The organism is Rhodopseudomonas pentothenatexigens (assembly GCF_900218015.1).
GTDB lineage: Bacteria > Pseudomonadota > Alphaproteobacteria > Rhizobiales > Xanthobacteraceae > Rhodopseudomonas > Rhodopseudomonas pentothenatexigens.
On the sequence record NZ_UFQQ01000027.1, the window covers coordinates 1 to 21,854 of the forward strand.

21 protein-coding genes and 1 pseudogene are annotated in these 21,854 nt (G+C 65.7%); 10 read left to right on the forward strand and 12 right to left on the reverse strand.

All coding sequences use genetic code 11. The annotated features are described in order from the left end of the window. Positions 1–194: 194 nt before the first annotated feature. The 4 genes from cimA to cysS all read right to left on the reverse strand — a co-directional run bounded on the left by cimA (position 195) and on the right by cysS (position 3,982). A complete protein-coding gene (gene cimA / locus DWA33_RS20370) occupies positions 195–1,793 on the reverse strand; it encodes a citramalate synthase (protein ID WP_114360341.1) in 1,599 nt (532 codons plus the stop codon). Next, positions 1,790–2,299: a GNAT family N-acetyltransferase gene (locus DWA33_RS20375; RefSeq protein ID WP_114360342.1), complete on the reverse strand. Its 510-nt coding sequence runs from the start codon at positions 2,297–2,299 to the stop codon at positions 1,790–1,792. The genes cimA and DWA33_RS20375 overlap by 4 nt, the downstream gene beginning before the upstream one ends. Continuing rightward, on the reverse strand, positions 2,299–2,430 hold the full coding sequence (locus DWA33_RS25620; protein WP_271102509.1) for a hypothetical protein: 132 nt from the start codon (positions 2,428–2,430) through the stop codon (positions 2,299–2,301). Before DWA33_RS25620 ends, DWA33_RS20375 begins: the two co-directional genes overlap by 1 nt. A 160-nt stretch (positions 2,431–2,590) precedes the next feature. After that, entirely contained in the window at positions 2,591–3,982 is a 1,392-nt protein-coding gene (gene cysS / locus DWA33_RS20380; RefSeq protein ID WP_114360343.1) for a cysteine--tRNA ligase, read from the reverse strand. A 399-nt stretch (positions 3,983–4,381) separates the two neighbouring features. Here cysS and DWA33_RS20385 point away from each other — a divergent pair, with 399 nt between their 5' ends. The 3 genes from DWA33_RS20385 (at position 4,382) to DWA33_RS20395 (ending at position 7,469) form a co-directional block, all read left to right on the forward strand. After that, a complete protein-coding gene (locus DWA33_RS20385; RefSeq protein ID WP_114360344.1) occupies positions 4,382–4,690 on the forward strand; it encodes a hypothetical protein in 309 nt (102 codons plus the stop codon). A 185-nt stretch (positions 4,691–4,875) separates the two neighbouring features. Then, positions 4,876–6,036 carry a DUF2865 domain-containing protein gene (locus DWA33_RS20390; RefSeq protein WP_114360345.1) on the forward strand — a complete coding sequence of 387 codons (1,161 nt, stop codon included), beginning with the start codon at positions 4,876–4,878 and terminating at the stop codon, positions 6,034–6,036. A gap of 98 nt (positions 6,037–6,134) precedes the next feature. Then, positions 6,135–7,469: an FAD-dependent oxidoreductase gene (locus tag DWA33_RS20395; protein ID WP_114360346.1), complete on the forward strand. Its 1,335-nt coding sequence runs from the start codon at positions 6,135–6,137 to the stop codon at positions 7,467–7,469. Between the two features lie 25 nt (positions 7,470–7,494). On the opposite strand, the gene DWA33_RS20400 is transcribed toward DWA33_RS20395, so the two are convergent. Then, on the reverse strand, positions 7,495–8,238 hold the full coding sequence (locus tag DWA33_RS20400) for a helix-turn-helix transcriptional regulator (RefSeq protein WP_244601355.1): 744 nt from the start codon (positions 8,236–8,238) through the stop codon (positions 7,495–7,497). Between the two features lie 191 nt (positions 8,239–8,429). On the opposite strand from DWA33_RS20400, the gene DWA33_RS20405 reads away from it, so the two are divergent. Together DWA33_RS20405 and DWA33_RS20410 are read left to right on the forward strand one after the other, a co-directional pair. After that, on the forward strand, positions 8,430–8,693 hold the full coding sequence (locus tag DWA33_RS20405; RefSeq protein WP_114360347.1) for an antitoxin: 264 nt from the start codon (positions 8,430–8,432) through the stop codon (positions 8,691–8,693). After that, positions 8,690–9,097: pseudogene (locus tag DWA33_RS20410) on the forward strand (PIN domain-containing protein). Before DWA33_RS20405 ends, DWA33_RS20410 begins: the two are co-directional and overlap by 4 nt. Before the next feature lie 92 nt (positions 9,098–9,189). On the opposite strand, the gene DWA33_RS24965 reads toward DWA33_RS20410, so the two are convergent. From DWA33_RS24965 to rpiA, 7 genes are all read right to left on the reverse strand, one after another. Then, complete coding sequence (locus DWA33_RS24965; RefSeq protein WP_147270261.1) at positions 9,190–9,669, reverse strand: hypothetical protein; 480 nt, start codon at positions 9,667–9,669, stop codon at positions 9,190–9,192. A 171-nt stretch (positions 9,670–9,840) separates the two neighbouring features. Next, positions 9,841–11,598: an NAD+ synthase gene (locus DWA33_RS20415; protein WP_114360348.1), complete on the reverse strand. Its 1,758-nt coding sequence runs from the start codon at positions 11,596–11,598 to the stop codon at positions 9,841–9,843. Between the two features lie 46 nt (positions 11,599–11,644). Then, on the reverse strand, positions 11,645–11,998 hold the full coding sequence (locus DWA33_RS20420; RefSeq protein ID WP_114360349.1) for a diacylglycerol kinase: 354 nt from the start codon (positions 11,996–11,998) through the stop codon (positions 11,645–11,647). Between the two features lie 329 nt (positions 11,999–12,327). After that, the gene (locus DWA33_RS20425) at positions 12,328–13,716 is read right to left on the reverse strand and encodes a class II 3-deoxy-7-phosphoheptulonate synthase (protein ID WP_114360350.1); all 1,389 of its coding nucleotides are present in this window, start codon (positions 13,714–13,716) and stop codon (positions 12,328–12,330) included. A 187-nt stretch (positions 13,717–13,903) separates the two neighbouring features. Beyond that, on the reverse strand, positions 13,904–15,289 hold the full coding sequence (gene gor, locus DWA33_RS20430) for a glutathione-disulfide reductase (protein WP_114360351.1): 1,386 nt from the start codon (positions 15,287–15,289) through the stop codon (positions 13,904–13,906). Positions 15,290–15,306: 17 nt separating this feature from the next. Continuing rightward, positions 15,307–15,816, reverse strand: a complete 510-nt coding sequence (locus tag DWA33_RS20435; protein WP_114360352.1) for a DUF2059 domain-containing protein — start codon at positions 15,814–15,816, stop codon at positions 15,307–15,309. A gap of 26 nt (positions 15,817–15,842) precedes the next feature. Continuing rightward, on the reverse strand, positions 15,843–16,541 hold the full coding sequence (gene rpiA / locus DWA33_RS20440; protein ID WP_114360353.1) for a ribose-5-phosphate isomerase RpiA: 699 nt from the start codon (positions 16,539–16,541) through the stop codon (positions 15,843–15,845). 154 nt (positions 16,542–16,695) lie between these two features. Between rpiA and DWA33_RS20445 the strand changes: the two genes are divergently transcribed. From DWA33_RS20445 to DWA33_RS20465, 5 genes are all read left to right on the forward strand, one after another. Further along, positions 16,696–17,373, forward strand: coding sequence for an HAD-IA family hydrolase (locus tag DWA33_RS20445; protein WP_114360354.1), 678 nt, complete (start codon positions 16,696–16,698; stop codon positions 17,371–17,373). A 162-nt stretch (positions 17,374–17,535) separates the two neighbouring features. After that, positions 17,536–17,988 carry a hypothetical protein gene (locus tag DWA33_RS20450; RefSeq protein WP_114360355.1) on the forward strand — a complete coding sequence of 151 codons (453 nt, stop codon included), beginning with the start codon at positions 17,536–17,538 and terminating at the stop codon, positions 17,986–17,988. Positions 17,989–18,094: 106 nt separating this feature from the next. Then, entirely contained in the window at positions 18,095–19,132 is a 1,038-nt protein-coding gene (moaA, locus tag DWA33_RS20455) for a GTP 3',8-cyclase MoaA (RefSeq protein WP_114360356.1), read from the forward strand. 181 nt (positions 19,133–19,313) lie between these two features. Continuing rightward, on the forward strand, positions 19,314–19,910 hold the full coding sequence (locus tag DWA33_RS20460) for a TRAP transporter small permease subunit (RefSeq protein ID WP_114360357.1): 597 nt from the start codon (positions 19,314–19,316) through the stop codon (positions 19,908–19,910). Between the two features lie 38 nt (positions 19,911–19,948). Further along, positions 19,949–21,790, forward strand: a complete 1,842-nt coding sequence (locus DWA33_RS20465; protein WP_114360358.1) for a TRAP transporter large permease — start codon at positions 19,949–19,951, stop codon at positions 21,788–21,790. Positions 21,791–21,854: the final 64 nt, after the last annotated feature.

Genomic DNA, 21,854 nt, shown 5'->3' on the forward strand with positions numbered 1-21,854 from the left:
TCGTACTCGGCCATCAGAAACCGCCATTTCTGGATGTAATTCCGCTCGATCGTCCGGTCGAAACTGTTGTCGCGCATCGAAGCCTCCCTGATGGGTGGATTCGATCACCGAATTATTGAACTTGCACAGCAATGACGGGGAAAGGTACCTAATTCCCAGTCGACGTTATTCAGGCGGACAGCACCGCTTCAGCATCACACCGGCGCGTTCGACTGCACCAGCTTGTAGACGACCGAATCCATCAGCGCCTGGAACGAGGCGTCGATGATATTCGGCGACACGCCGATCGTGGTCCAGCGCCGGCCGTCCTCGTCCTCGCTCTCGATCAGCACCCGAGTCACGGCCTCGGTGCCGCCATTGAGGATACGAACGCGGTAGTCGACCAGCTTCAGGCCCTCGATGTACTTCTGATACTTGCCGAGGTCCTTGCGCAGCGCGACGTCGAGCGCGTTGACCGGGCCGTTGCCTTCCGCGGCCGAAATCAGCGTCTCGCCGTCGACCTCCACCTTGATCACCGCCATCGCCACCGTCACGCGCTGGCCGTGCGAGTTGTAGCGCTGCTCGACATTGACGTCGAACTTGTCGACCCGGAAGAACTCCGGCACGGTGCCGAGCGTGCTGCGCGCCAGCAGATCGAACGAGGCGTTGGCCGACTCGTAGGCGTAGCCGGCCGCCTCACGTTCCTTCAGCTTCTCGACCAGGCGGGACAGCCGCGGATCGTCGCGATCGAACTGGATATTGGTGCGCGCCAGCTCGGCCAGCACGTTGGACTTGCCGGCCTGATCCGACACCAGCACCTTGCGATGATTGCCGACCGACTCCGGCGGCACGTGCTCGTAGGTCTGCGGATCCTTCAGCACCGCCGAGGCGTGGATGCCGGTCTTGGTGACGAAGGCGCTGCCGCCGACATAGGGCGCGTGCGGATTGGGCGCGCGGTCGAGGATATTGTCGAGCGCGCGCGACACCTGCACCAGGCTCGCCAGCTTGTCGTCGGAGACGCCGATCTCGAACTTGTCGGCAAATTCCTTCTTCAGCTTCAGGGTCGGGATCATCGAGACCAGATTGGCGTTGCCGCAGCGTTCGCCGAGACCGTTCAGCGTGCCCTGGATCTGCCGCGCGCCGGCCCGCACCGCGGCGAACGAATTCGCCACCGCCTGCTCGGTGTCGTTATGGGCGTGGATGCCGACATGCGCGCCGGGGATGTGCTTGACCACCTCGCCGACAATGGCCTCGACCTCGTCCGGCATGGTGCCGCCATTGGTGTCGCACAGCACCACCCAGCGCGCGCCGGATTCGTACGCCGCCTTGGCGCATTGCAGCGCGAACTCCGGATTGGCCTTGTAGCCGTCGAAGAAGTGCTCGCAATCGACCAGCACCTCGCGGCCCTTGTCCTTGGCGAGCGAGACGCTGTCGCGGATCGAGGCGATGTTCTCCTCGTTGGTGGTCTCCAGCGCGACCCGGACCTGATACTCCGACGACTTGGCGACGAAGCAGATCGCATCCGCCTTGGCGTCGAGCAGCATCGCGATGCCGGGATCGTTCGAGGCCGAGCGGCCGGGCCGCCGCGTCATGCCGAACGCCGCGAAGGTGGCGCGCTCGAGGTTCTGATCCTGGCCGAAGAACTCGGTGTCGAGCGGATTGGCGCCGGGGTAGCCGCCTTCGACATAGTCGATGCCGAGATCGTCGAGCAGCGAAGCGATCAGCTTCTTGTCGTGCAAGGTGAAGTCGACGCCGTTGGTCTGGGCGCCGTCGCGCAGCGTGGTGTCGTACAGATAGAGACGTTCGCGGCTCATGAGGAGGCTCCGGGCGCGGCGGAATCCGCCAGCGATTTTGTCATCGTGGTGTTGGCGAGCCATTCGCCATTGATCGAGACGGTGTTGCGCTGCTTGGCGACATAGCCACGCTTGGCGAAGAATTCGGCGGCGTTGTCGCTGGCATCGACGGTGAGCACCAAGGTGCCGCGCGCGCCGGCGAGCTTTTCCAGCGCATCGATCAGCGTCGTGCCGGCGTCGCGGCCGACGTAATCGGGATGCACGTACAGCATGTCGATGTGGTCGGGCCCTTTCAGCGAGGCGAAGCCGACCGGCACGCCCTCCAGCGTCGCGATCAGCGTCAGCTGGCCGGCGAGCCGCGCGGCGAATTTGGCATCGTCATCGGCCGCCGACGCCCACGCTTCCTGCTGCTCCTCGCTGTAATCGTCCGCGGTGAGCTGCTCGACCGCCGCTACGAAGATCGCAGCAGCGACCGCGGCATCCTCGGGCAGATACGGCCGCAGCGCCGGTGTCGCGCCCGCGCTCATCACCAGAACCCGTACAGCTTGAGTACCAGCGCGGTGGCGCCGGCGAGCAGCACGATCTTCAGCGCGATGTAGTACAGCCAGTGCTTCGGAAACGGCGTATCAGGCCGCCCGGTCGGCTTCTGCTCGGTCATCGTGAAGACTCCTTATTCGCCGACGCAAGGCCCCTGTCGTTCGTCATTCCGGGATGCGCTGCGTCAGCAGCGCAGACCCGGAATCCCGAGATTGTGGCGACGAGATTCCGGGTTCGCCCGCTGGGCGGGCGCCCCGGAATGACGCGGTGAGATATGTACCTCACCGCGCGATCTCCCATGTCGTCACCGGTTTGCCGTCGGCGTCCTTGCCGTCCTTCAGCACCACGCCCATCGCGGCGAGTTCGTCGCGGATGCGGTCGGACTCTTTCCAGTCTTTATTGGCGCGGGCGGCGGTGCGGGCTTCGATCAGCGACTTCGCGGTCGCATCGAGATCGACCGGAGCGCGGACCACCGGATTGATCCCCAACAGCTGCATCGCACCGCGGAGTTCATCCGCCTTGCCGGCACGGCGCAGGGCGTGGAGTTCGGCGATCATCTTCGGCGTGTTGAGATCGTCGGTCAGCGCGGCGATCACTTCGTCGCAACGTGCAGGCGTCGCATCCTTGGTGAAGTCCGACCAGTCGAAGATCGCCTTCTCAGCTTCGTGCAACGCATCGGCGGTCCAGTCGATCGGCTGCCGATAGTGCGTCTTCAGCATCGCCAGCCGCAGCGTCGCGCCGTCCCACGATCTGCCGCCGAACTTGTCCGTCGCCAGCAGCTCGCGGATGGTGATGAAGTTGCCGAGGCTCTTCGACATCTTCTCGCCTTCGACCTGCAGGAAGCCGTTGTGCATCCAGGTCTGCGCCATGCGGGAAGTGTGGAAGGCGCAGCAGCTTTGCGCGACTTCGTTCTCGTGGTGCGGGAAGACGAGGTCGATGCCGCCGCCGTGGATGTCGAAGGTCTCGCCCAGGTGCTTCCACGACATCGCCGAGCACTCGATGTGCCAGCCGGGACGGCCCGGCGTGCTGATGCCGGCCGGCGACGGCCACGACGGCTCGCCGGGTTTGGACGGCTTCCACAGCACGAAGTCGGTGGCGTCGCGCTTGTACGGCGCGACGTCGACGCGGGCGCCGGCGATCATCTCGTCGAGCGAGCGGTTGGCCAGGGCGCCATAGCGCGGCAGCACGCCGTTGGCGGCGTTCATCGCACTTGGCGAGAACAGCACATGGTCCTGCTCGACATAAGCGAAGCCGCCGGCGACCAGCTTTTCGATGATGCTGCACATCTCGCCGATATGTTCGGTGGCGCGCGGCTCGACGGTCGGCCGCAGGCAGCCCAGCGCATCGACGTCGTCGTGGAATTGCCGCTCGGTCTGCTCGGTGACCCTGCGGATCGCCTCGTTCAGCGGCAGGCCGGGATAGTCGCGCGCGGCGCGGTCGTTGATCTTGTCGTCGACGTCGGTGATGTTGCGGACGTATTTGACATGCGCCTCGCCGTAGAGATGGCGCAGCAGCCGAAACAGCACGTCGAACACGATCACCGGCCGGGCGTTGCCGATATGGGCGAAATCGTAGACCGTCGGGCCGCAGACATACATCCGGACGTTGGCCGGATCGATCGGCGCGAAGTTGCGCTTCTCCTTCGTCAGCGTGTCGTAAAGGCGCAATTCCATGGATACCCGTCCCCTGCGGCCGGGCGTCCAGTGCTCTCGATAGGAGAAAAGACGGCCTCAGCCAGCGTGTCAGCTAGCTAATAATCTCGCAGCGAATGCAAATGGCGAGGAAACCGTTCATCGCCGCACCATGGCGACCGGCCTTAAATCCGTCAAGTCCGTCGATCGCCGGAGGTCCGACTTGTTTTTCCGGCTGCGAATCGAATTGTCGCCAGCGCTGGTACGCGGAGGGTCGCCCTCCGGCTCGCCCCATCGCCCGACCGCCACCACCGCGAACCGCCCGCTCCGGCCAATTCCGGCCTCGATCGGCGCCGAGCCGATGCGCCAGCCACTATGGTTAACGTTTTTTAACCCTTTTCAGGGTACGGACGGAGGTCATCCCCTCGTTCCTGGTGCAGCATGAACCTGATTCCTGCCTTCTTTGCCGGCGCAGCGCTGCTTGCGGCGACGGCGGCCTATGCCGACAGCCGGGTCTTCATCGTCGCCAACCAACCCGACGGCTACGGCATCGACCTGTGCCTCGCCCGCGGCGAAAAATGTGGCGCTCCCGCTGCGGCAGCCTATTGCCAGTCCCGCGAATTCGCCCAGGCGGTGGCCTATCGCCGGGTCGACCCGGACGAAATCACCGGCGCGGTGCCGAAAGCGAGCGGCCCGGCCTGTGCCCACGGCGTCTGCAGCGAATACGTCGCCATCACCTGCCAGCGCTGACCCGGCACCACAGCCGGCGGGCGGCTTCGCCACAGAGACGCCCCGGAAACGACGTGACCCTGCCGAAAGAAGCGGCTAGAAACGGTCGACGTCGCGGTTTCAGAGGGATCGATCCGCGGCCCGATCGCGCGGATTTGCTGGATGTGATTCGGCGGATCGCCGGAATCACCCGCTCGGATTCCTGAATGCCCGACATGTTCGATAACGCCACCCGTTTCCGCTGGCTGGCCGGCGCCCTGATCGTCGCCGCCGCGTCGCTGCCCTCCGCAGCGCTCGCCCAGCAAGGCTATCCGTCGCAAGGCTACAATCAGCCGGGCTATCAGCAGGCCCCCCCGGGCGGCCAACCGGGCGGTCCCGCCGCCAATCCGATGTGCCCGCGGCTGGAAGCGCAGCTCGCCTCGATCGACCGCGGCGGCATGGACCCGGCCCGCGCCGACCAGATCCGCCGATTCGAGGACGCCGCCGCCCGCCAGCAGGCCGAGCTCGACCGCGTCGGCATGCAGGCGAAGCGGATGGGCTGCGAAAGCTCCGGGTTCTTCTCGCTGTTCAGCGGCCAGCCGGCGCAATGCGGTCCGGTCAACAACCAGATCCAGCAGATGCGCGGCAATCTCGACCAGATCAACTCGTCGCTGGAGCGGCTGCGCAGCGGCGGCCCCGGCGGCAACGATCGCGAGAACCAGCGCCGCTCGGTGATCCAGGCGCTGGCGCAGAACAATTGCGGGCCGCAATACACTGCCGCCGCGCAGCAGAGCGGCGGACTGCTCGACAACCTGTTCAACGGCGGCAACAGCGGCGCCCCGGCCGGCGATTTCAGCAGCACCGAGGGCGGCACCTTCCGCACCGTCTGCGTCCGCACCTGCGACGGTTATTATTTCCCGATCTCGTTCGCCACCGTGCCGAGCCGGTTCGGCGACGACGAGAAGACCTGCAAGAGCCTGTGCCCGGCCTCGGAGGCGTCGCTGTATGCCTATCGCAACCCCGGCCAGGACATGAACCAGGCGGTGTCGATCAACGGCCAGCCCTACACCTCGCTGCCGAACGCGTTCCGCTATCGCCAGGAGTTCAACCCGTCCTGCAGCTGCAAGCCGGCGAACCAGACCTGGGCCGACGCCATGAAGGGCGTCGACGATCGCTCGGCCGCCGAGCACGGCGACATCATCGTCACCGAAGAAAGCGCCAAGAAGCTGTCGGCGCCGCCGGCGCAGCGCACCTCGGCCAAGAGCGGCAGCAAGGCCGCGCCCGCGACCGCATCCAATCAGCCGGACCCCGGCGCGCCGTCGACCGATCCGAGCAAGATCCGCACGGTCGGTCCGAAATTCTACCAGACCCCGCCGAGTGCGCAGTAGGCCGCGATCAGCGCCGCCTCCATAGCCCATCGGAGCTATAGCCCGCTCCGACCGTCCTCCCCTAGCCTTTCGCATCGCGTTACGGCTCGGGAGGACAGATGCGGATCATCGTTGTGGGCGGCGGCATCGCCGGCATGGGCGCAGCGGATCGGCTGCGCGAGGCCGGCCACGACATCGTCCTGCTCGAACAGGACGCCGAGGCCGGCGGACGCTGCCGCTCGGTGCAGTGGCACGGTGTCTGGGCGGTCACCGGGGCCTTCGCCTTTCTCTGCGCCGAGACCAATCTGACCGACCTCGCCCGCAAGCTCGGCATCGATCAGCCCGACGGCATGGTCGACCTCACCGCCGCGCATCAATGGAACGTGCTGGTCGAGCGCAAGCGAACCGAGGCGTTCGGCGCCTTCGACCTGATCAGCGCCGCGAAGCATCCGGCGATTCCACTGCTCGAGAAAGCCAAGCTGCTGGCGACGCTGCCGAAGCTGGCGCAGGTCGCGGTCGCCGGCGATCCGCGCGACATCACCAGCGCGGCGGCGCTCGACGACGTCAACGCCTGCGAGTATTTCCGCAAATTTTCGCCGACCTTCGTCGATTACTTCCTGGAGCCCTGCGTCGCAATGTTCTGCGGCTACGGCGAGGACGACTACTCGCTCGGCTGGACGGCGTGGAGCACCGCCGGAAGGCTGTCCTGGTCCGGCGACCGGATCTGGAGCTTCAAGGAGCGCGGCGCCGGGCGGATCACCTTCGAACTCGGCCGCAGCCTCGCCGCCGATCCCAGGGTCGAAGTCCGGCTCGGCTGCCGCGCCGTAGAAGTCCGGCATCACCAAGACGGCGTCGAGGTCGATATCGTCGCCGAAGGCCGTGCCGAAACGCTCCGCGGCGACGCGGTGGTGATGGCGGCGCCCGGCAACAAAGTGGCGGCGCTGATGCCGGCGCTGGACGCGGAGCGGCGCGCGTTCTTCGACGCGATCGACTATGCGGGCCATCACATCGTGTACTACCTGCTCGACCGCCCCAAGGGCGACCTGCTCGGCACCTACGTGCTGCCCGCCGCCGACGGCTTCCGCCGCACCGGCAATCTGCGCTTCACCGACATGGGCGACGGCACGACTTTTGCGCATTCGCAGTGGAAGGATTGGGGCTGCCGCCAGCAGGCCGACGCCAGCACCGCGGACCTGCTAACGATCGCCTGGAGCGACGTCGTCGACGCGCTGCCCCAGCTCGCCGACACCCGCGTGATCGACAGCTTCATCTCCCAGCAGCCCGACGCGATCTGCAAGCGGCCGAAGGGTTACATCGGCAATCTGCGCCGCTTCCTCGATCTCGGGCCGCTGCCGCGGGTGGCGTTCTGCGGCGACTATCTCACCAACAGCACCGTCGGCCAGGCGCATTGGTCGGGGCTGACCGCCGCACAGGAACTGATGGCGCGGCTCTGAGCGAACCTGCGCAGTGCCGGTACGATCAGCGCTGGGGAGCGGACTGTGCGGTCCACAGCGCACTCAACTCGGTGCGATTTCGCACGCCGGCCTTGTGCAGCACTGCGCGCATCTGATTCTTGATCGTCCACGGGCTGGTATCGAGCACGCGGGCGATCGATTTGTTGGAATGGCCGGCCGCAGCCAGAGCCGCGACCTCGCGCTCGCGGGGGGTGAGCGCACGCAGCGGATCGTTGCCGGTAGAGAGCGGCACCGTCGCCGCGCCGCGCGCGATGACGCCGTGATACGCCATCTCCAGCAGTGGCAGCAGCGCCAGCGCCAGCCCGCGGTCACGCTCGTCGAAATCGCGGTGCCCGGCGTCACGCACCAGGCTGAGCGCGCCGACGATGCGGTTCTGCTCGCGCAGCGCCAGGATCAGCACGAAGCCGGCGCCGCTGCCCGCCAACAACGGCTCGCGCGGCAGGGTTGCGCGGCGGGCAGCCGGCAGCAACTCCGACAACCGCGCCACGCCGTTGTCCGACGCCTCCCGATCGAGCCAGCTCCGGATCGGATCGCGCGCCCGCACCTCGGCGCAATAATGCGCCTGGCACCACGAAGGCCAGTTGACGAAGTGCATCTCCCCCGGCCGCCCGCCCCGCCGATCCGACAGCACCGCACGCGACGCCCCGAACACCGGCCGCAACGACAGCATCGCGGCTTGCGCGAACGCCGCCGGCGTAGCGCGGTGAAGCAGATCGGGGGCGATGGCGGTAGGGACAGGAATCGTCATGCACAGCTCGCTGGGATCGGAAGGCGTGGCGGTCCCGATCGCGGGGCGACGGCGCCTTCTGGTGGCGATACGCCTATCAAATCGGCTGCGGGCCAACGGGGCAAGCCAGCTCTCGAAGACCGCCGGCCAGTCCCCCTTCCCGAACGCTCGTCGCGCTATATAATGACATATATCAGAGGCACGGAGGCGACATGGCGTCCCGGACCGCGAAGATCTTCACCATCGGCCGCAGCCAGGCCGTCCGGCTCCCCGCGGAGTTTCGCTTCGAGGGCAGCGAGGTTTTCGTGCGCCGCGATGCGAAGACGGGTGATGTCATCCTGTCGCGAAAGCCGAACTCCTGGGACGGCCTGCTCGAGCTTCACAAGACGGCAGCAGTGCCCGACGACTTCATGAGGCCGACCGACCGCATCCAGCCGCCGCAGGATCGCGATCCGTTCGAAGGCTGGAGCGAATGAGCGGTAGGGTTGGAGACACCAACGTCCCAACCACGTCACCAGAAGCGAGAGGCGCGAGATTATCGAGCGACTGGTCGCACTGCCGATTTCGGACGTCGTCATCTCGTCGATCACCGGGCGAACTCCTCCACGACCTCGCCAAATGCGGCTACCTTACCGCTCTCTCCGATCGCGTCCGGGAATTCCTGCTGCGCGTCGACGTCCTGCCGTGGGATCACGATGTCACCAAGACCTACGCCGACCTACGCGCAGCCTACGAAGCCAAAGGCGTCACCCTCGCCCCTCTCGACATGATGATCGCCACCCACGCGGTCGCGACAGACGCGACACTAGTGACGCGGGACAAGACGTTCGGCCGCGTGCCTTCGCCGCTGCGGGTCGAGGACTGGGCGGAGGGGGACTAGCTCGTAACCCTGATTATGGAACGAGACCGGTGCAGCAGCGCGCAACTTAGAGATCCCGATTGCACTGCGCTTCATCCGGACACAGACGACGGCTAACCATCCCTAGTAAAGCCAGCGAACACCCAGCCGATCATCCAAAAGAGAACGTATGCTAAAAATGCACCCCCTCCTGTGATTAGGAGGCCGATGCCAAGAGTATCACGGCCTCCGCTCTTCATAAAGGACGGCGGGGGCGTATCGGCAATAGCAAGTACTTCGCTAACTTCTTTTCCATAGATGCCGGAATCGCGGCAGCCACTCACTTCATAATCCAACGTTTGGCTGTCCAAATTTGGATACTTCTGTCTAAAGCTGAAGCCAGCACGCGCTAGTTTCGCTATGCATCTCGCGTTATTATACGCATTGACTTCAGTGGAATAGCTATCGTTAGCGACAAAACCTGTGATCGTGACTCCAATCATAATGGTCAAGATAGCCACAGCTAAACCAATCCGAGTGAAGCCTCGGATGATGCGCGCACCAACAGTGAGCGACACACGGCTTTCAGATCGAAATGGATTAAGATCACTCATAAGTCCACTCAACCAGAAAGAGCGAATATCGGCAAGTTAGCCATATACGTCTCTCGTTCGATTACCTACGGCAAAGCGCTCGGGATGAAGTCTCTTCGTGGACTGAGTTTTTGATCTGAGCAAAAAGGGGCAGGACAGCAATGGTCCAGCAAGCAATTTTCCGATCCGCCCCTACCCCTCGAACGCCTCGCTCGACGCCCGCCCCGCCTTCATCACCAGCGTTTCGTCCGGCACCGGCAGCGCTTCGGCCTTGTCGCGGAAGTGGTTAGTAATCGGATAGCGCCTGTCCCGCCCGAAATTCTTCCGCGTGACCTTCACGCCCGGCGCCGCCTGCCGCCGCTTGTATTCGGCGATGTTGAGCAGGCGGTCGATCCGCACCACCGTGTCCTTGTCGAAGCCTTCGGCGACGATCCCCGCCAGCGGCTCTTCGCGCTCGACCAGCCGCTGCAGGATGGCGTCGAGCACGTCGTAGGGCGGCAGCGAATCCTGATCGGTCTGGTTTTCGCGCAGCTCCGCGGTCGGCGGGCGAATGATGATGCTTTCGGGGATCACCTCGCCGTCCGGACCGAGCGCGTCGTCCGGCTTCCAGCGATTGCGCAACGACGACAGCCGGAACACCTGCGTCTTGTAGATGTCCTTGATCGGGTTGAAGCCGCCGTTCATGTCGCCGTACAGCGTGGCGTAGCCGACGCTCATTTCCGACTTGTTGCCGGTGGTCACCACCATCGCGCCGGTCTTGTTGGAGATCGCCATCAAGAGCGTGCCGCGGGTGCGCGCCTGCAGATTCTCCTCGGTGATGTCGCGCGCGAGACCTGCGAACGGCTTCGCCAGGATCGCCTCGAAGCCTTCGACGGCCTGCGCGATCGGCAGCACCTCGTAGCCGAAGCCGAGCGCGCTCGCGAGACGGCCGGCGTCGTCGAGCGACACCTGCGCGGTGTAGCGGAACGGCAGCATCACGCCGCGAACCTTGTCGGCGCCGAGCGCATCGACCGCGATCGCCGCGCACAGCGCCGAGTCGATGCCGCCGGAGATGCCGAGCAGCACGCCGGGAAAGCCGTTCTTGCGGACGTAGTCGCGCAGGCCCAGCACGCAGGCGGCGTAGTCCGCCTCGTCGCCTTCGAGCACCGGTGCCACCGGTCCGTCGCAGCGCCAGCCCGCCGCGCCTTTGACGAAGCTCAGCGTGGTGATGCTCTCGACGAAACCGGGTAGCTGCGCCGCCAGGGTGCGGTCGGCGTTGAGCACGAACGAGGCGCCATCGAACACCAGTTCGTCCTGGCCGCCGACCTGATTGACATAGACCAGCGGCAGATCGCTCTCGGTGACGCGGGCCACCGACACCGACATCCGCAGATCGGTCTTGCCGCCTGCGTAAGGCGAGCCGTTCGGCACGATCAGGATCTCGGCGCCGGTCTCGGCCAGACACTCGACGACGTTCTCGTAGTCGTCGGATTCCTCCAGCCAGGTGTCCTCGCAGATCGGCACTCCGATCCGAACGCCGCGGATCGTCATCGGACCCGCAACGGGTCCGCGGGAAAACACCCGCTTCTCGTCGAACACGCCGTAGTTCGGCAGATTGACCTTGAACCGGAGCGCGGCGATGCGGCCGCTGTCGAGCAGCGCACAGGCGTTGTACAGCTTGCCGCCATCCACCCAGGGCGAGCCGATCAGCATCGCCGGGCCACCATCGGCGGTCTCGCGCGCCAGCTCCTCGATCGCCGCCCGGCAGGCCGACTGGAACGCCGGTTTCAGCACCAGATCCTCCGGCGGGTAGCCGGCGATGAACAGTTCCGGATAGACGACGAGATCGGCGCCGTCGGCGGCGGCCTGCCGGCGCGCGGCGCGCGCCTTGTCGGCATTGCCGGCGATGTCGCCGACCGTCGGGTTGAGCTGGGCGAGCGAGATCGTCAGGCGGGCGGCATTTTCGGTCATAGCCGAGATGTAACCGCAGCCCGCCGCCTCCGCAATCGGGGCACCGTCAGACCAGCCCGAGCCGCTCGGCCAGCGCGAACAGCCAGAACAGGCCGGCGATCGCCAGCGCGACGCCGACCGCGGCCGACCCCATGTCCTTGACCCGGCCGATCTGCGGATCGTGGTCCGTGGTGAGCCGGTCGCTGAGCTTCTCGATCGCGGTGTTGAGCAGTTCGACCACGATCACCAGCGCGACCACCGCGACCAGTTCGACCCGACGCATCGGAGTGGTTCCGATCAGCCATGCGGCCGGGAGAGCGAGCACCAGCGCAACCAGTTCCTCGCGGATCGCCTGCTCGGAGCGGATCGCGAATTTCAGCCCGCGCCACGAATTGATCGTCGCCCGCCAGAACCTCAGCACTTGACCCACCGCCCCTATGTCTCGTCATGCCCGCGCGTGTCGCGGGCGCCTGCGTCTTGGAAAGCCAAGCAAGTGAAGGCTCGGATCGCCTGCTCGTCGGCCATCCGCGGAGAGCAGGTCTCGAGCGCTTGATCGATGCAATATCGCCCTCGCCACCTTGCACTGAGTCCTCGTCCTGAGGAGCCCGGCGCAGCCGGGCGTCTCGAAGGATGGGGCCACACTGCACCAGTGGCCCCATGGTTCGAGACGGCGCTGCGCGCCTCCTCACCATGAGGTTGTGCGTGCGGCGGGCATCCCGATCGCGCGCCGCTTCGATTGCAGCAGAGCCTCTACAGCCCGGCGGCCGCCTGCAGCGGGCTGGCCTTGCCGGCGCGGCCCTGCTTGAGCAGATCCGCGATCAGGAACGCCATGTCGATCGACTGCTCGGCGTTGAGCCGCGGATCGCAGGCGGTGTGATAACGGTTGTTGAGGTCTTCGTCGGTGATGGCGCGGGCGCCGCCGAGGCACTCGGTGACGTTCTGGCCGGTCATCTCCAGATGCACGCCGCCGGCATGCGTCCCCTCCGCGGCGTGAACCGCGAAGAACGACCGTACTTCCGACAGGATACGGTCGAACGGCCGGGTCTTGTAACCCGAGTTCGACGTGATGGTGTTGCCGTGCATCGGATCGCACGACCACACCACGGTGCGGCCCTCGCGCTTCACGGCGCGGACCATCGCCGGCAGATGCTCGCCGATCTTCTCGTGGCCGAACCGGCCGATCAGCGTCAGCCGCCCCGGCTCGTTGTCGGGATTGAGGATGTCGATCAGCTTCAAGAGTTCGTCGGTCTTCAGCGACGGACCGCACTTCAGGCCGATCGGATTCTTGATGCCGCGGAAATACTCGACATGGGCGTGGTCGAGCTGACGGGTGCGGTCGCCGATCCACAGCATGTGGCCGGAGGTCGCGTACCAGTCGCCGGTGGTGGAGTCGACGCGGGTCATCGCCTGCTCGTAGCCGAGCAGCAGCGCCTCGTGGCTGGTGTAGAAATCGGTGGTGCCCAGCGAGGAATCGACCGCGAAAGTCAGGCCGCAGGCGCGCATGAAATCCAGCGCGCCGGAGACGCGGTCGGCAAGATCCGCATAGGCCTTCGACTGCGGACTGTCGCTGACCGACTGCAGCATCCAGCGATGCACGTTCTCGACGCTGGCGTAGCCGCCCTTGGCGAAGGCGCGCAGCAGGTTCAGCGTCGCGGCCGACTGCCGATACGCTTCGATCTGCCGGCGCGGATCGGGCACGCGGGCTTCCTCGGTGAAGGCGACGTCGTTGATAATGTCGCCGCGATAGCTCGGCAGCTCGACGCCGTCGCGCTTCTCGACGGGGGCCGAGCGCGGCTTGGCGAACTGGCCGGCAATGCGGCCGACCTTCACCACCGGCGAGGCGCCCGCATAGGTCAGCACGATCGCCATCTGCAGGAAGACGCGGAACAGATCGCGAATGTTGTTGGCGCCGTGCTCGGCGAAGCTCTCGGCGCAGTCGCCGCCCTGGAGCAGGAATGCATCGCCGGCCGCCACGGTGGCGAGCTGCTTCTTCAGGTTGCGCGCCTCGCCGGCAAACACCAGCGGCGGAAAGCTCGCGAGCTGCGCCTCGACATCCGCCAGCGCTTTCGCGTCGGGATATTGCGGCATCTGCTGCACCGGCTTGGCGCGCCAGCTATCGGGTGTCCATCGTTCGGACATGGGGCCACTCCTGAAGAAACATGCCGCCAGTTAAAAATGGGTCGCGGCGGCCGGGTTATACACAGCCGCTCCGCCAACCGCTAGTTGGAAATCAGGGGGCAGAATACAACCCCTTGCGGCAAAAGCCTAATTCGTTGGAGCCGCAGCCTCGCCCGCCCCCTCGCAGGCCGGCGAGCGCGGCCGCCGGCTATTCGGCGGCTTCGCGCTGGTAGCGCGCGGTCCGGGTGCGCATCGTCACCAGTTCTTCGGCGGCGGTGGGATGCAGCGCCATGGTGGCGTCGAAATCGGCCTTGGTCGCCTTCATCCGGATCGCGACCGCGATCACCTGGACCAGTTCGGCGGCCTCCGGGCCGACAATATGGCAGCCGAGCACGCGGTCGGTGGTGCCGTCGACGATCAGCTTCATCAGGATGCGCGACTGGCTGCCCGACATCGTCCCCTTCATCGGACGGAAATCGGCCTTGTAGACATCGATGACGTCGTACAGCGTCCGCGCCTGGGCCTCGGTGAGCCCGACGGTACCGACCTGCGGCTGAGAGAACACAGCCGTGGGCACGCAGGAATAGTCGACCTGCACCTGCTTGCCGCCGAACACGGTGTCGGCAAAGGCGTGGCCCTCGCGGATCGCCACCGGGGTCAGATTGGTGCGATGGGTCACGTCGCCGACCGCGTAGATGTGCGGCACCGAGGTGCGGCAGTGCTCGTCGACCGCGATGCCGCCGTTGTCCGGATTGATCGCGACCCCGGCCTTCTCGAGCCCGAGATTGGCGACGGCCGGATGCCGGCCGATCGCGAACATCACCTGGTCGGACGCGACGCTGGAGCCGCCCGACAGATGCGAGGTGTATTCCTCGCCGAGCTTCTCCACCGCGGTCACAGTGCAGCCGGTGATGATGCTGATGCCTGCCCGCTCCATCTCGGTACGGACATGGACCCGGACGTCCTCGTCGAAGCCGCGCAGGATGTTGTCGCCGCGGTAGACCAGCGTGACGTCGGAGCCGAGGCCGGCGAAGATGCAGGCGAATTCCAGCGCGATGTAGCCGCCGCCCTGAATCAGGATCCGCTTCGGCTGCCGTGCGAGGTGAAACACCTCGTTGGACGAGATTACGTGCTCGATGCCGGGAATCGGCTGGCCGTGATTGGGCGCGCCGCCGGTCGCGATCAGGATGGTCTTGGCCCGCACCCTCTCGCCGGTCGACAGCAGCAGCGTGTGCGGGTCCTCGAACACCGCGCGCGCCTTGACGGTGCGGGCGCCCGACTTCTCGACGTTGCTGGCGTAGACCTGCTCCAGCCGCGCGATTTCCTTGTCCTTGTTGGCGATCAGCGTCGCCCAGTCGAACTCGGCGGTCGGGATCGTCCAGCCGAAGCCGGCGGCGTCGCGGATCTCTTCGTGGACGTGCGAGGCGTACACCATCAGCTTCTTCGGCACGCAGCCGCGGATCACGCAGGTGCCGCCCAACCGGTACTCCTCGGCGACGACGACGCGGGCGCCGTAGCCGGCGGCGATCCGCGCGGCCCGAACGCCGCCCGAGCCGCCGCCGATGACAAACAGGTCCGCGTCGAAGTCGGTCATGTCGCCTCGCTGGTCGATCAGATGTTCTTGCCGCGCTTGCGCATCTCGGCGCGGAATTCGCCGTTCACTTCCTCGGCGAACTTCTGCGCCCACTGGTTCATGAACTGCATGCTTTCGGCGATCGACTTCGGCTCCTGGGTGAGCAGCTTCTGGCCGAGCGGCGACTTGTAGAAGGTGACGAGGTCCTTCAATTCCTGCTCGGTGAAATCGGCGGCGTAGATCTTCGCCATGCCGTCGCCGATCTCCTTCTCGCGGCCGGCCATCTTCTTGGCGATCACCACCGCGACGTCCTTGAGATCCTGCTGATAGTTCAGGTTGCTCTGCATCAGCGTGTCCATGGTGCGCTGAATGATGTTGGGCACCGCCTGGGCGTAGATGCCGCCGGCACGCTTCAGCTCCAGGATTTCCTTGGCGGAGGCGATCGCGGCCGGCGACGGCTGCTTGGTCTGCGCCTCGGCCTGATGCCCGACCATTGCCACGCCGAACACCAGAACGGCGGCCAGCAACGCCTTCGACAGATACTTCATTCCAATTCTCCTGAGATTATCGGCGCTCATGCGCGTTCGATGGTTCGGATTCCGGTGGCCCCTGCGAGTACCAAAGTGCTCGCCATCCCGACGAACAGCCCGTGCTCGACCACACCCGGAATTGCGGACAGCAACTGGGCCAGACGGGGAGCATCGGGTATCCGCCCGAGCCGGGCGTCGACGATCCAGTGGCCACCATCGGTGACGAAAGCATGGCCGTCTTTGCCGGGCCGTAGCTTTAATTCGCCGGCGCAACCCGCCGCGTCGAACGCCAGTTGCAGCGCCCGGCGGGTCGCCGCCAGGCCGAACGGAATCACCTCGATCGGCAGCGGGAAGCGGCCGAGCGTGTCGACCAGCTTGGATTCGTCGGCGATCACGATCATGCGATCCGACGCCGCGGCCACGATCTTCTCGCGCAACAGCGCGCCGCCGCCGCCCTTGATCAGGTCGAGCTTCCCATCGGCCTCGTCGGCACCGTCAACGGTAATATCCAGCCGGTCGATTTCGTCCAGGGTCGTCAACCGGATACCGCAGCGTTCGGCATCGGCGCGCGTCACTTCCGAGGTCGGCACGCCCACCACGTCGAGTCCGTCGCGCACCCTTTCGCCAAGCAGTTCAACGAAATGCTTCGCGGTCGAGCCGGTGCCCAGGCCGAGCTTCATACCGCTCCGCACCTCATCCAGCGCCCGCGCCGCAGCCCGACGCTTCAACTCTTCCTTGTCCATGACCCGGCCTACCCCGTTTCCGCACACACATCGAAGTCCCCGCGGCGCGGCGTGGCATATCTAGCGGCGTTTGCCCACCACGAACAGCGTGGATTCTGCGATCGGCCCTCCCCCGACAGTTGCAGAAAAGCGCGGAGAAGGTTAGCGGTCGGATATGACCGCATCTCCTATCGTCGTGTTCGATCTGGACGGGACGCTGATCGATACTGCGCCCGACCTGATCAATGCCCTGAATTTCATCCTGATCCGCGAAGGCATGCCGGCCGTTCCGATGGCCGTCGCGCGCAACATGATCGGGCAAGGCGCGCGCCGCCTGCTCGAACGTGGCCTCGAACTCGATGGCCGGACGATCGCCCAAGACGATGTCAACCGGCTGACGGTCGACTTCATCGACTATTACGCCGCGCACATCGCCGACGAGTCGCGTCCGTTCGAGGGGCTCGAAGCGACCTTGGACGAGCTGTCCGAGCTCGGCTACCGCTTCGCCGTCTGCACCAACAAGCTGGAGTGGCTGTCGAAGCTGCTGCTCGACCGGCTCGGGCTCAGCCCGCGCTTCGCCGCGATCTGCGGCGCGGACACTTTCGGCGTCGCCAAGCCCGATCCGGCGATCCTGCGCGAGACCGTCGCCAAAGCCGGCGGCGAGCTGTCGGCGGCGGTGATGGTCGGGGATGCCGGCCCGGATGTCGGCGTCGCGCGCCGGGCCGGCGTGCCGGTGATCGGCGTGGAGTTCGGCTACACCGAAGTGCCGATCGCGGAGCTCGAGCCGGACCTGCTGGTCGGCCATATGCGCGAACTCCCGACCGCCGTCTCACGGCTGCTGCCGCGGCGCTGACCTGAAGTCGATACCGTTGAGATTGTGGCAGAATTTAGTTTGCTAACAGGCCGCGTTAACTAACTCTTAAGTTTGTCGGACGCGTGGTTGCCAGCGTTACGACAGGCTCCTATGGTCCGCCCGGGACTGTGGCTGTTGGCCGCACTGAACGGATGGGATCACATGCGTCAACTCGTTGTCATCGCCCTAGCAGGGCTCTCGCTGGGCGGCTGTGCGTCGATGTCGGACGCCTTCAAGTCGACGCCGCCGGACGTCACGGTGCAGCTCGACTCGGTGCCGTCCGGTGCGGATGCCGTCGCCTCGACAGGCCAGAGCTGCAAGACTCCGTGCTCGATCAAAGTGCAGCCGGCAGATTTCAACGTGACGTTCACGATGGACAAGTTCCAGCCGACGACGGTTCCGGTGCAGGTCGTGGTCACACCCGGCGGCTTCATGTCGGAGGGCACCACGACGGTGACTCCGAACCCCGTCACTGCCGAACTGCAGCCGGCCAAGCCGGCCCGCAAGGCAAGGTCGGTGCGCAAGCCGCGCAAGCCGAAGCCGGCCGAGGCGGCGCCCGCGGCCGAGGCCCCGGCGGCGGCATCGCCGTTCCCTGCCCCGCCGGCCGCGCGCTGAGTTGCTGCACCGCATCACGTCGCGCGATTGTGCGCGGCGCTGATCGTGCCTAGATAGTGTCGGGACACCAGCCGCAAACGGCGGCGACCGCGACAGGGCACGCCGCATGACCAGCGCCGCGATCACACCGCCAGGATTCGACACGCATCGGCCGATGACCGATCCGTTCGGCCGGACCATCGACTACCTGCGCGTCTCGATCACCGACCGCTGTGACTTCCGCTGCGTGTACTGCATGGCGGAAGACATGACCTTCCTGCCCCGTGCCGATCTGCTGACGCTGGAAGAACTCGACCGGCTTTGCTCGGCCTTCATCGCCAAGGGCGTGCGCAAACTGCGCCTGACCGGTGGCGAGCCGCTGGTCCGCCGCAACATGATGTCGCTGGTGCGCTCGCTGTCTCGCCATCTGAAGAACGGCGCCCTCGACGAACTCACATTGACCACCAACGGCTCGCAGCTCGCCCGCTTCGCAGCGGAGCTCGCCGATTGCGGCGTCCGCCGGGTCAACGTCTCGCTGGATACGCTCGACCCGGCCGAGTTCCGCCGCATCACCCGTTGGGGCGACCTCGACCGGGTGCTCGCCGGCATCGACGCCGCACGCGCTGCGGGGCTGGCGATCAAGATCAACACCGTGGTGCTGAAAGGCACCAACGAGGACGAAATTCCGTCGCTGATGCGCTGGGCCCACGGCCTCGGCATGGGATTGACCCTGATCGAAGTGATGCCGCTCGGCGAAATCGGCGAAGGCCGGATCGATCAGTACGTCCCGCTGTCGCTGGTTCGCGCCCGGCTCGCCACCAACTACACGCTGACCGACCTGCCGGACAGCACCGGGGGTCCGGCCCGCTACGTGCGCGTCGAGGAGACCGGCGGCCGGCTCGGCTTCATCACCCCGCTGACGCACAATTTCTGCGAATCCTGCAACCGGGTGCGGATCACCTGCACCGGCACCATCCACACCTGCCTCGGCCACGAGGACGCCTCCGACCTGCGGCGGCCGCTACGCGCCTCGGCCGACGACGCCCTGCTCAGCGCCGCGATCGATCGGGCGATCGGCACCAAGCCGAAAGGCCACGACTTCATCATCGACCGCCGGCACAACCGGCCGAGCGTCAGCCGGCACATGAGCGTCACCGGCGGCTGAGCAGCGCCCCCGAGACGATCTAATCACTATCGATACTGTATATCACGCTCCTGATTGCCATTTTCCAATTGACGGAACGGTGATGCGCTGATTTGGTGCGCTCGCTTCGCGGGCCCTCGGCTGCCAAAGCCGCTTTGCGTCGTTATCGCGCAGGTCGGGCGAAACGGGAGGAGACCGAGCGTTGCGGGCATTGCTTGGACTGAGCAGGATCATCGACGCCTTCAACACGTTCGTCGGCCGTTGGCTGTCGTGGTTGATCGTCGCGGCGGTTCTGATTTCGGCAGTGAACGCCGTCGTCCGCAAGCTGTTCGACATGTCGTCGAACTCGTACCTGGAATTGCAGTGGGTCCTGTTCAGCGTGGTGTTCATGCTGTGCTCACCCTGGACGCTGCTCAGCAACGAACACATCCGCATCGACATCATCAATCACAACCTGCCGCTCAAGCTGCGCGGCTGGATCGACATGATCGGCCACGTATTCTTCCTGATGCCGTTCGCGATCATTCTGCTGTGGTGGTCGGTCCCGTTCTTCCTGGTCTCCTGGCAGCAGAACGAGCAGTCGTTCAGCGCCGGCGGCCTGCCGCAATGGCCGGCCAAGTCGCTGATCATGATCATGTGCGTGCTGCTGATCATTCAAGGCATCTCCGAGATCATCAAGCGCTTCGCCATGATGGTCGGCGCAATTCCCGACAGCAACGCCTCGGCGCAGGGCTCGCACAGCTCGGCGGAACTCGAAGCCGAGCGGCTGTTGCTGAAGGTCGATAGCGACAGGAAATAGGTTCACTTCGTGGTCATCGCATTGGGGGGCCGGTCCGCATGACCGCACTGTTGATCCACTACATGGCGCCGATCATGTTCGCGTCGTTGGTGGTGTTCCTGCTGCTGGGCTATCCGGTCGCGTTCTCGCTCGCCGCCAACGGCCTGATGTTCGCCTTCCTCGGCATCGAACTCGGCCTGTTTCGTCCCGACTTCCTGCAGGCGCTGCCCGATCGCGTCTACGGGGTGATGAACAACGAAACGCTGCTGGCGATTCCGTTCTTCACCTTCATGGGGCTGGTGCTGGAGAGATCCGGCATGGCCGAGGATCTGCTCGAGACCATCGGCCAGCTGTTCGGTTCGGTCCGCGGCGGCATCGCCTACGCGGTGGTGTTCGTCGGCGCCCTGCTCGCCGCCACCACCGGCGTGGTCGCCGCTTCGGTGATCTCGATGGGGCTGATCTCGCTGCCGATCATGCTGCGCTACGGTTACGACCGCCGTGTCGCCACCGGCATCATCGCGGCTTCCGGCACACTGGCGCAGATCATCCCGCCGTCGCTGGTGCTGATCGTGATGGCCGACCAGCTCGGCCGCTCGGTCGGCGACATGTACGAGGGCGCCTTCATTCCGGGCATCGTGCTGTCGCTGCTGTACGCCAGCTACATCTTTCTGGTGACGGTGTTCGCACCGAAGGCGGCCCCCGGCCTGCCGCTCGAAGCGCAGACTCTGCGCGAGCCCGAGACGGTCCGGCATCCGATGATGATGCCGCTGGCCGCGCTCTCCGCCGGCGGCGCGGCGTATCTGCTCGCCGTGCACTGGGACCTGTTCGCCTGGAGCATGCCCGCGTTCGACAAGGTCGGCCTGTCCAAGCTGGTGATGCAGGCTTTCTGGTTCGTGGTCCTGACCGCGGTGCTGTTCCGGCCGTTCATCGGCATCATCCGCACCATGACGATGTCGCTGTATCTGGTGGTGATCGCCTCGACGGTAGCCGGCATCGTCACGATGAGCTTCACCGACGTGAAGGCGGGAGCGGACTACATCGTGTTGACGATGTCTGTCACCGTGGCGCTGTCGTTCGTCATCGCGGTGCTGAACCGGCTGCTGCGGCTGAAGCTGCTGTCCAAGCTCGCCGAGCAGGTGGTGTTCGTGATGGTGCCGCCGCTCGGCCTGATCTTCCTGGTGCTCGGCACGATCTTCATCGGCGTCGCGACGCCGACCGAAGGCGGCGCGATGGGCGCCGCCGGCGCCATGCTGCTGGCGCTGGCCAAGCGCCGCCTGACCTTCGACCTGACCCGGCAGGCCACCGAGTCGACCGCCAAGCTCACCGCCTTCGTGGTGATGATCCTGGTCGGCGCGCGGGTGTTCTCGCTGACCTTCTACGGCGTCGACGGCCACCGCTGGGTCGAAGAGCTGCTGGTGTCGCTGCCGGGCGGCCAGCTCGGCTTCCTGATCTTCGTCAACGTCTTCGTGTTCGTGCTGGCGTTCTTCCTCGATTTCTTCGAGCTCGCCTTCATCGTCATCCCGCTGCTCGGTCCGGCGGCGGAGAAGCTCGGCATCGACCTGATCTGGTTCGGCGTGATCATGGCGGTCAACATGCAGACTTCGTTCATGCATCCGCCGTTCGGCTTCGCCCTGTTCTATCTGCGCTCGGTGGCGCCGAAGGTGCCGTATATCGACCGTGTCAGCGGCAAGCAGATGGCGCCGGTCACCACCGGCCAGATCTACTGGGGCTCGGTGCCGTTCGTGGTCATCCAGCTCATCATGGTAGCCCTGGTGATCGCCTTCCCGGCGATGGTGATGCACTACAAGGGCATCGCCTCGACCATCGACCCCTCCAAGGTCAAGATCGACATCCCGCAGATCGAGATGCCGCAGATCGACCTCGGCCCGCCGAAGTTCTGAGACCAAGCCGCTCCGTCATAGCGAGCCAACGGGTCCGGCCTTCGGCCGGCCCGAGGACAGGCTC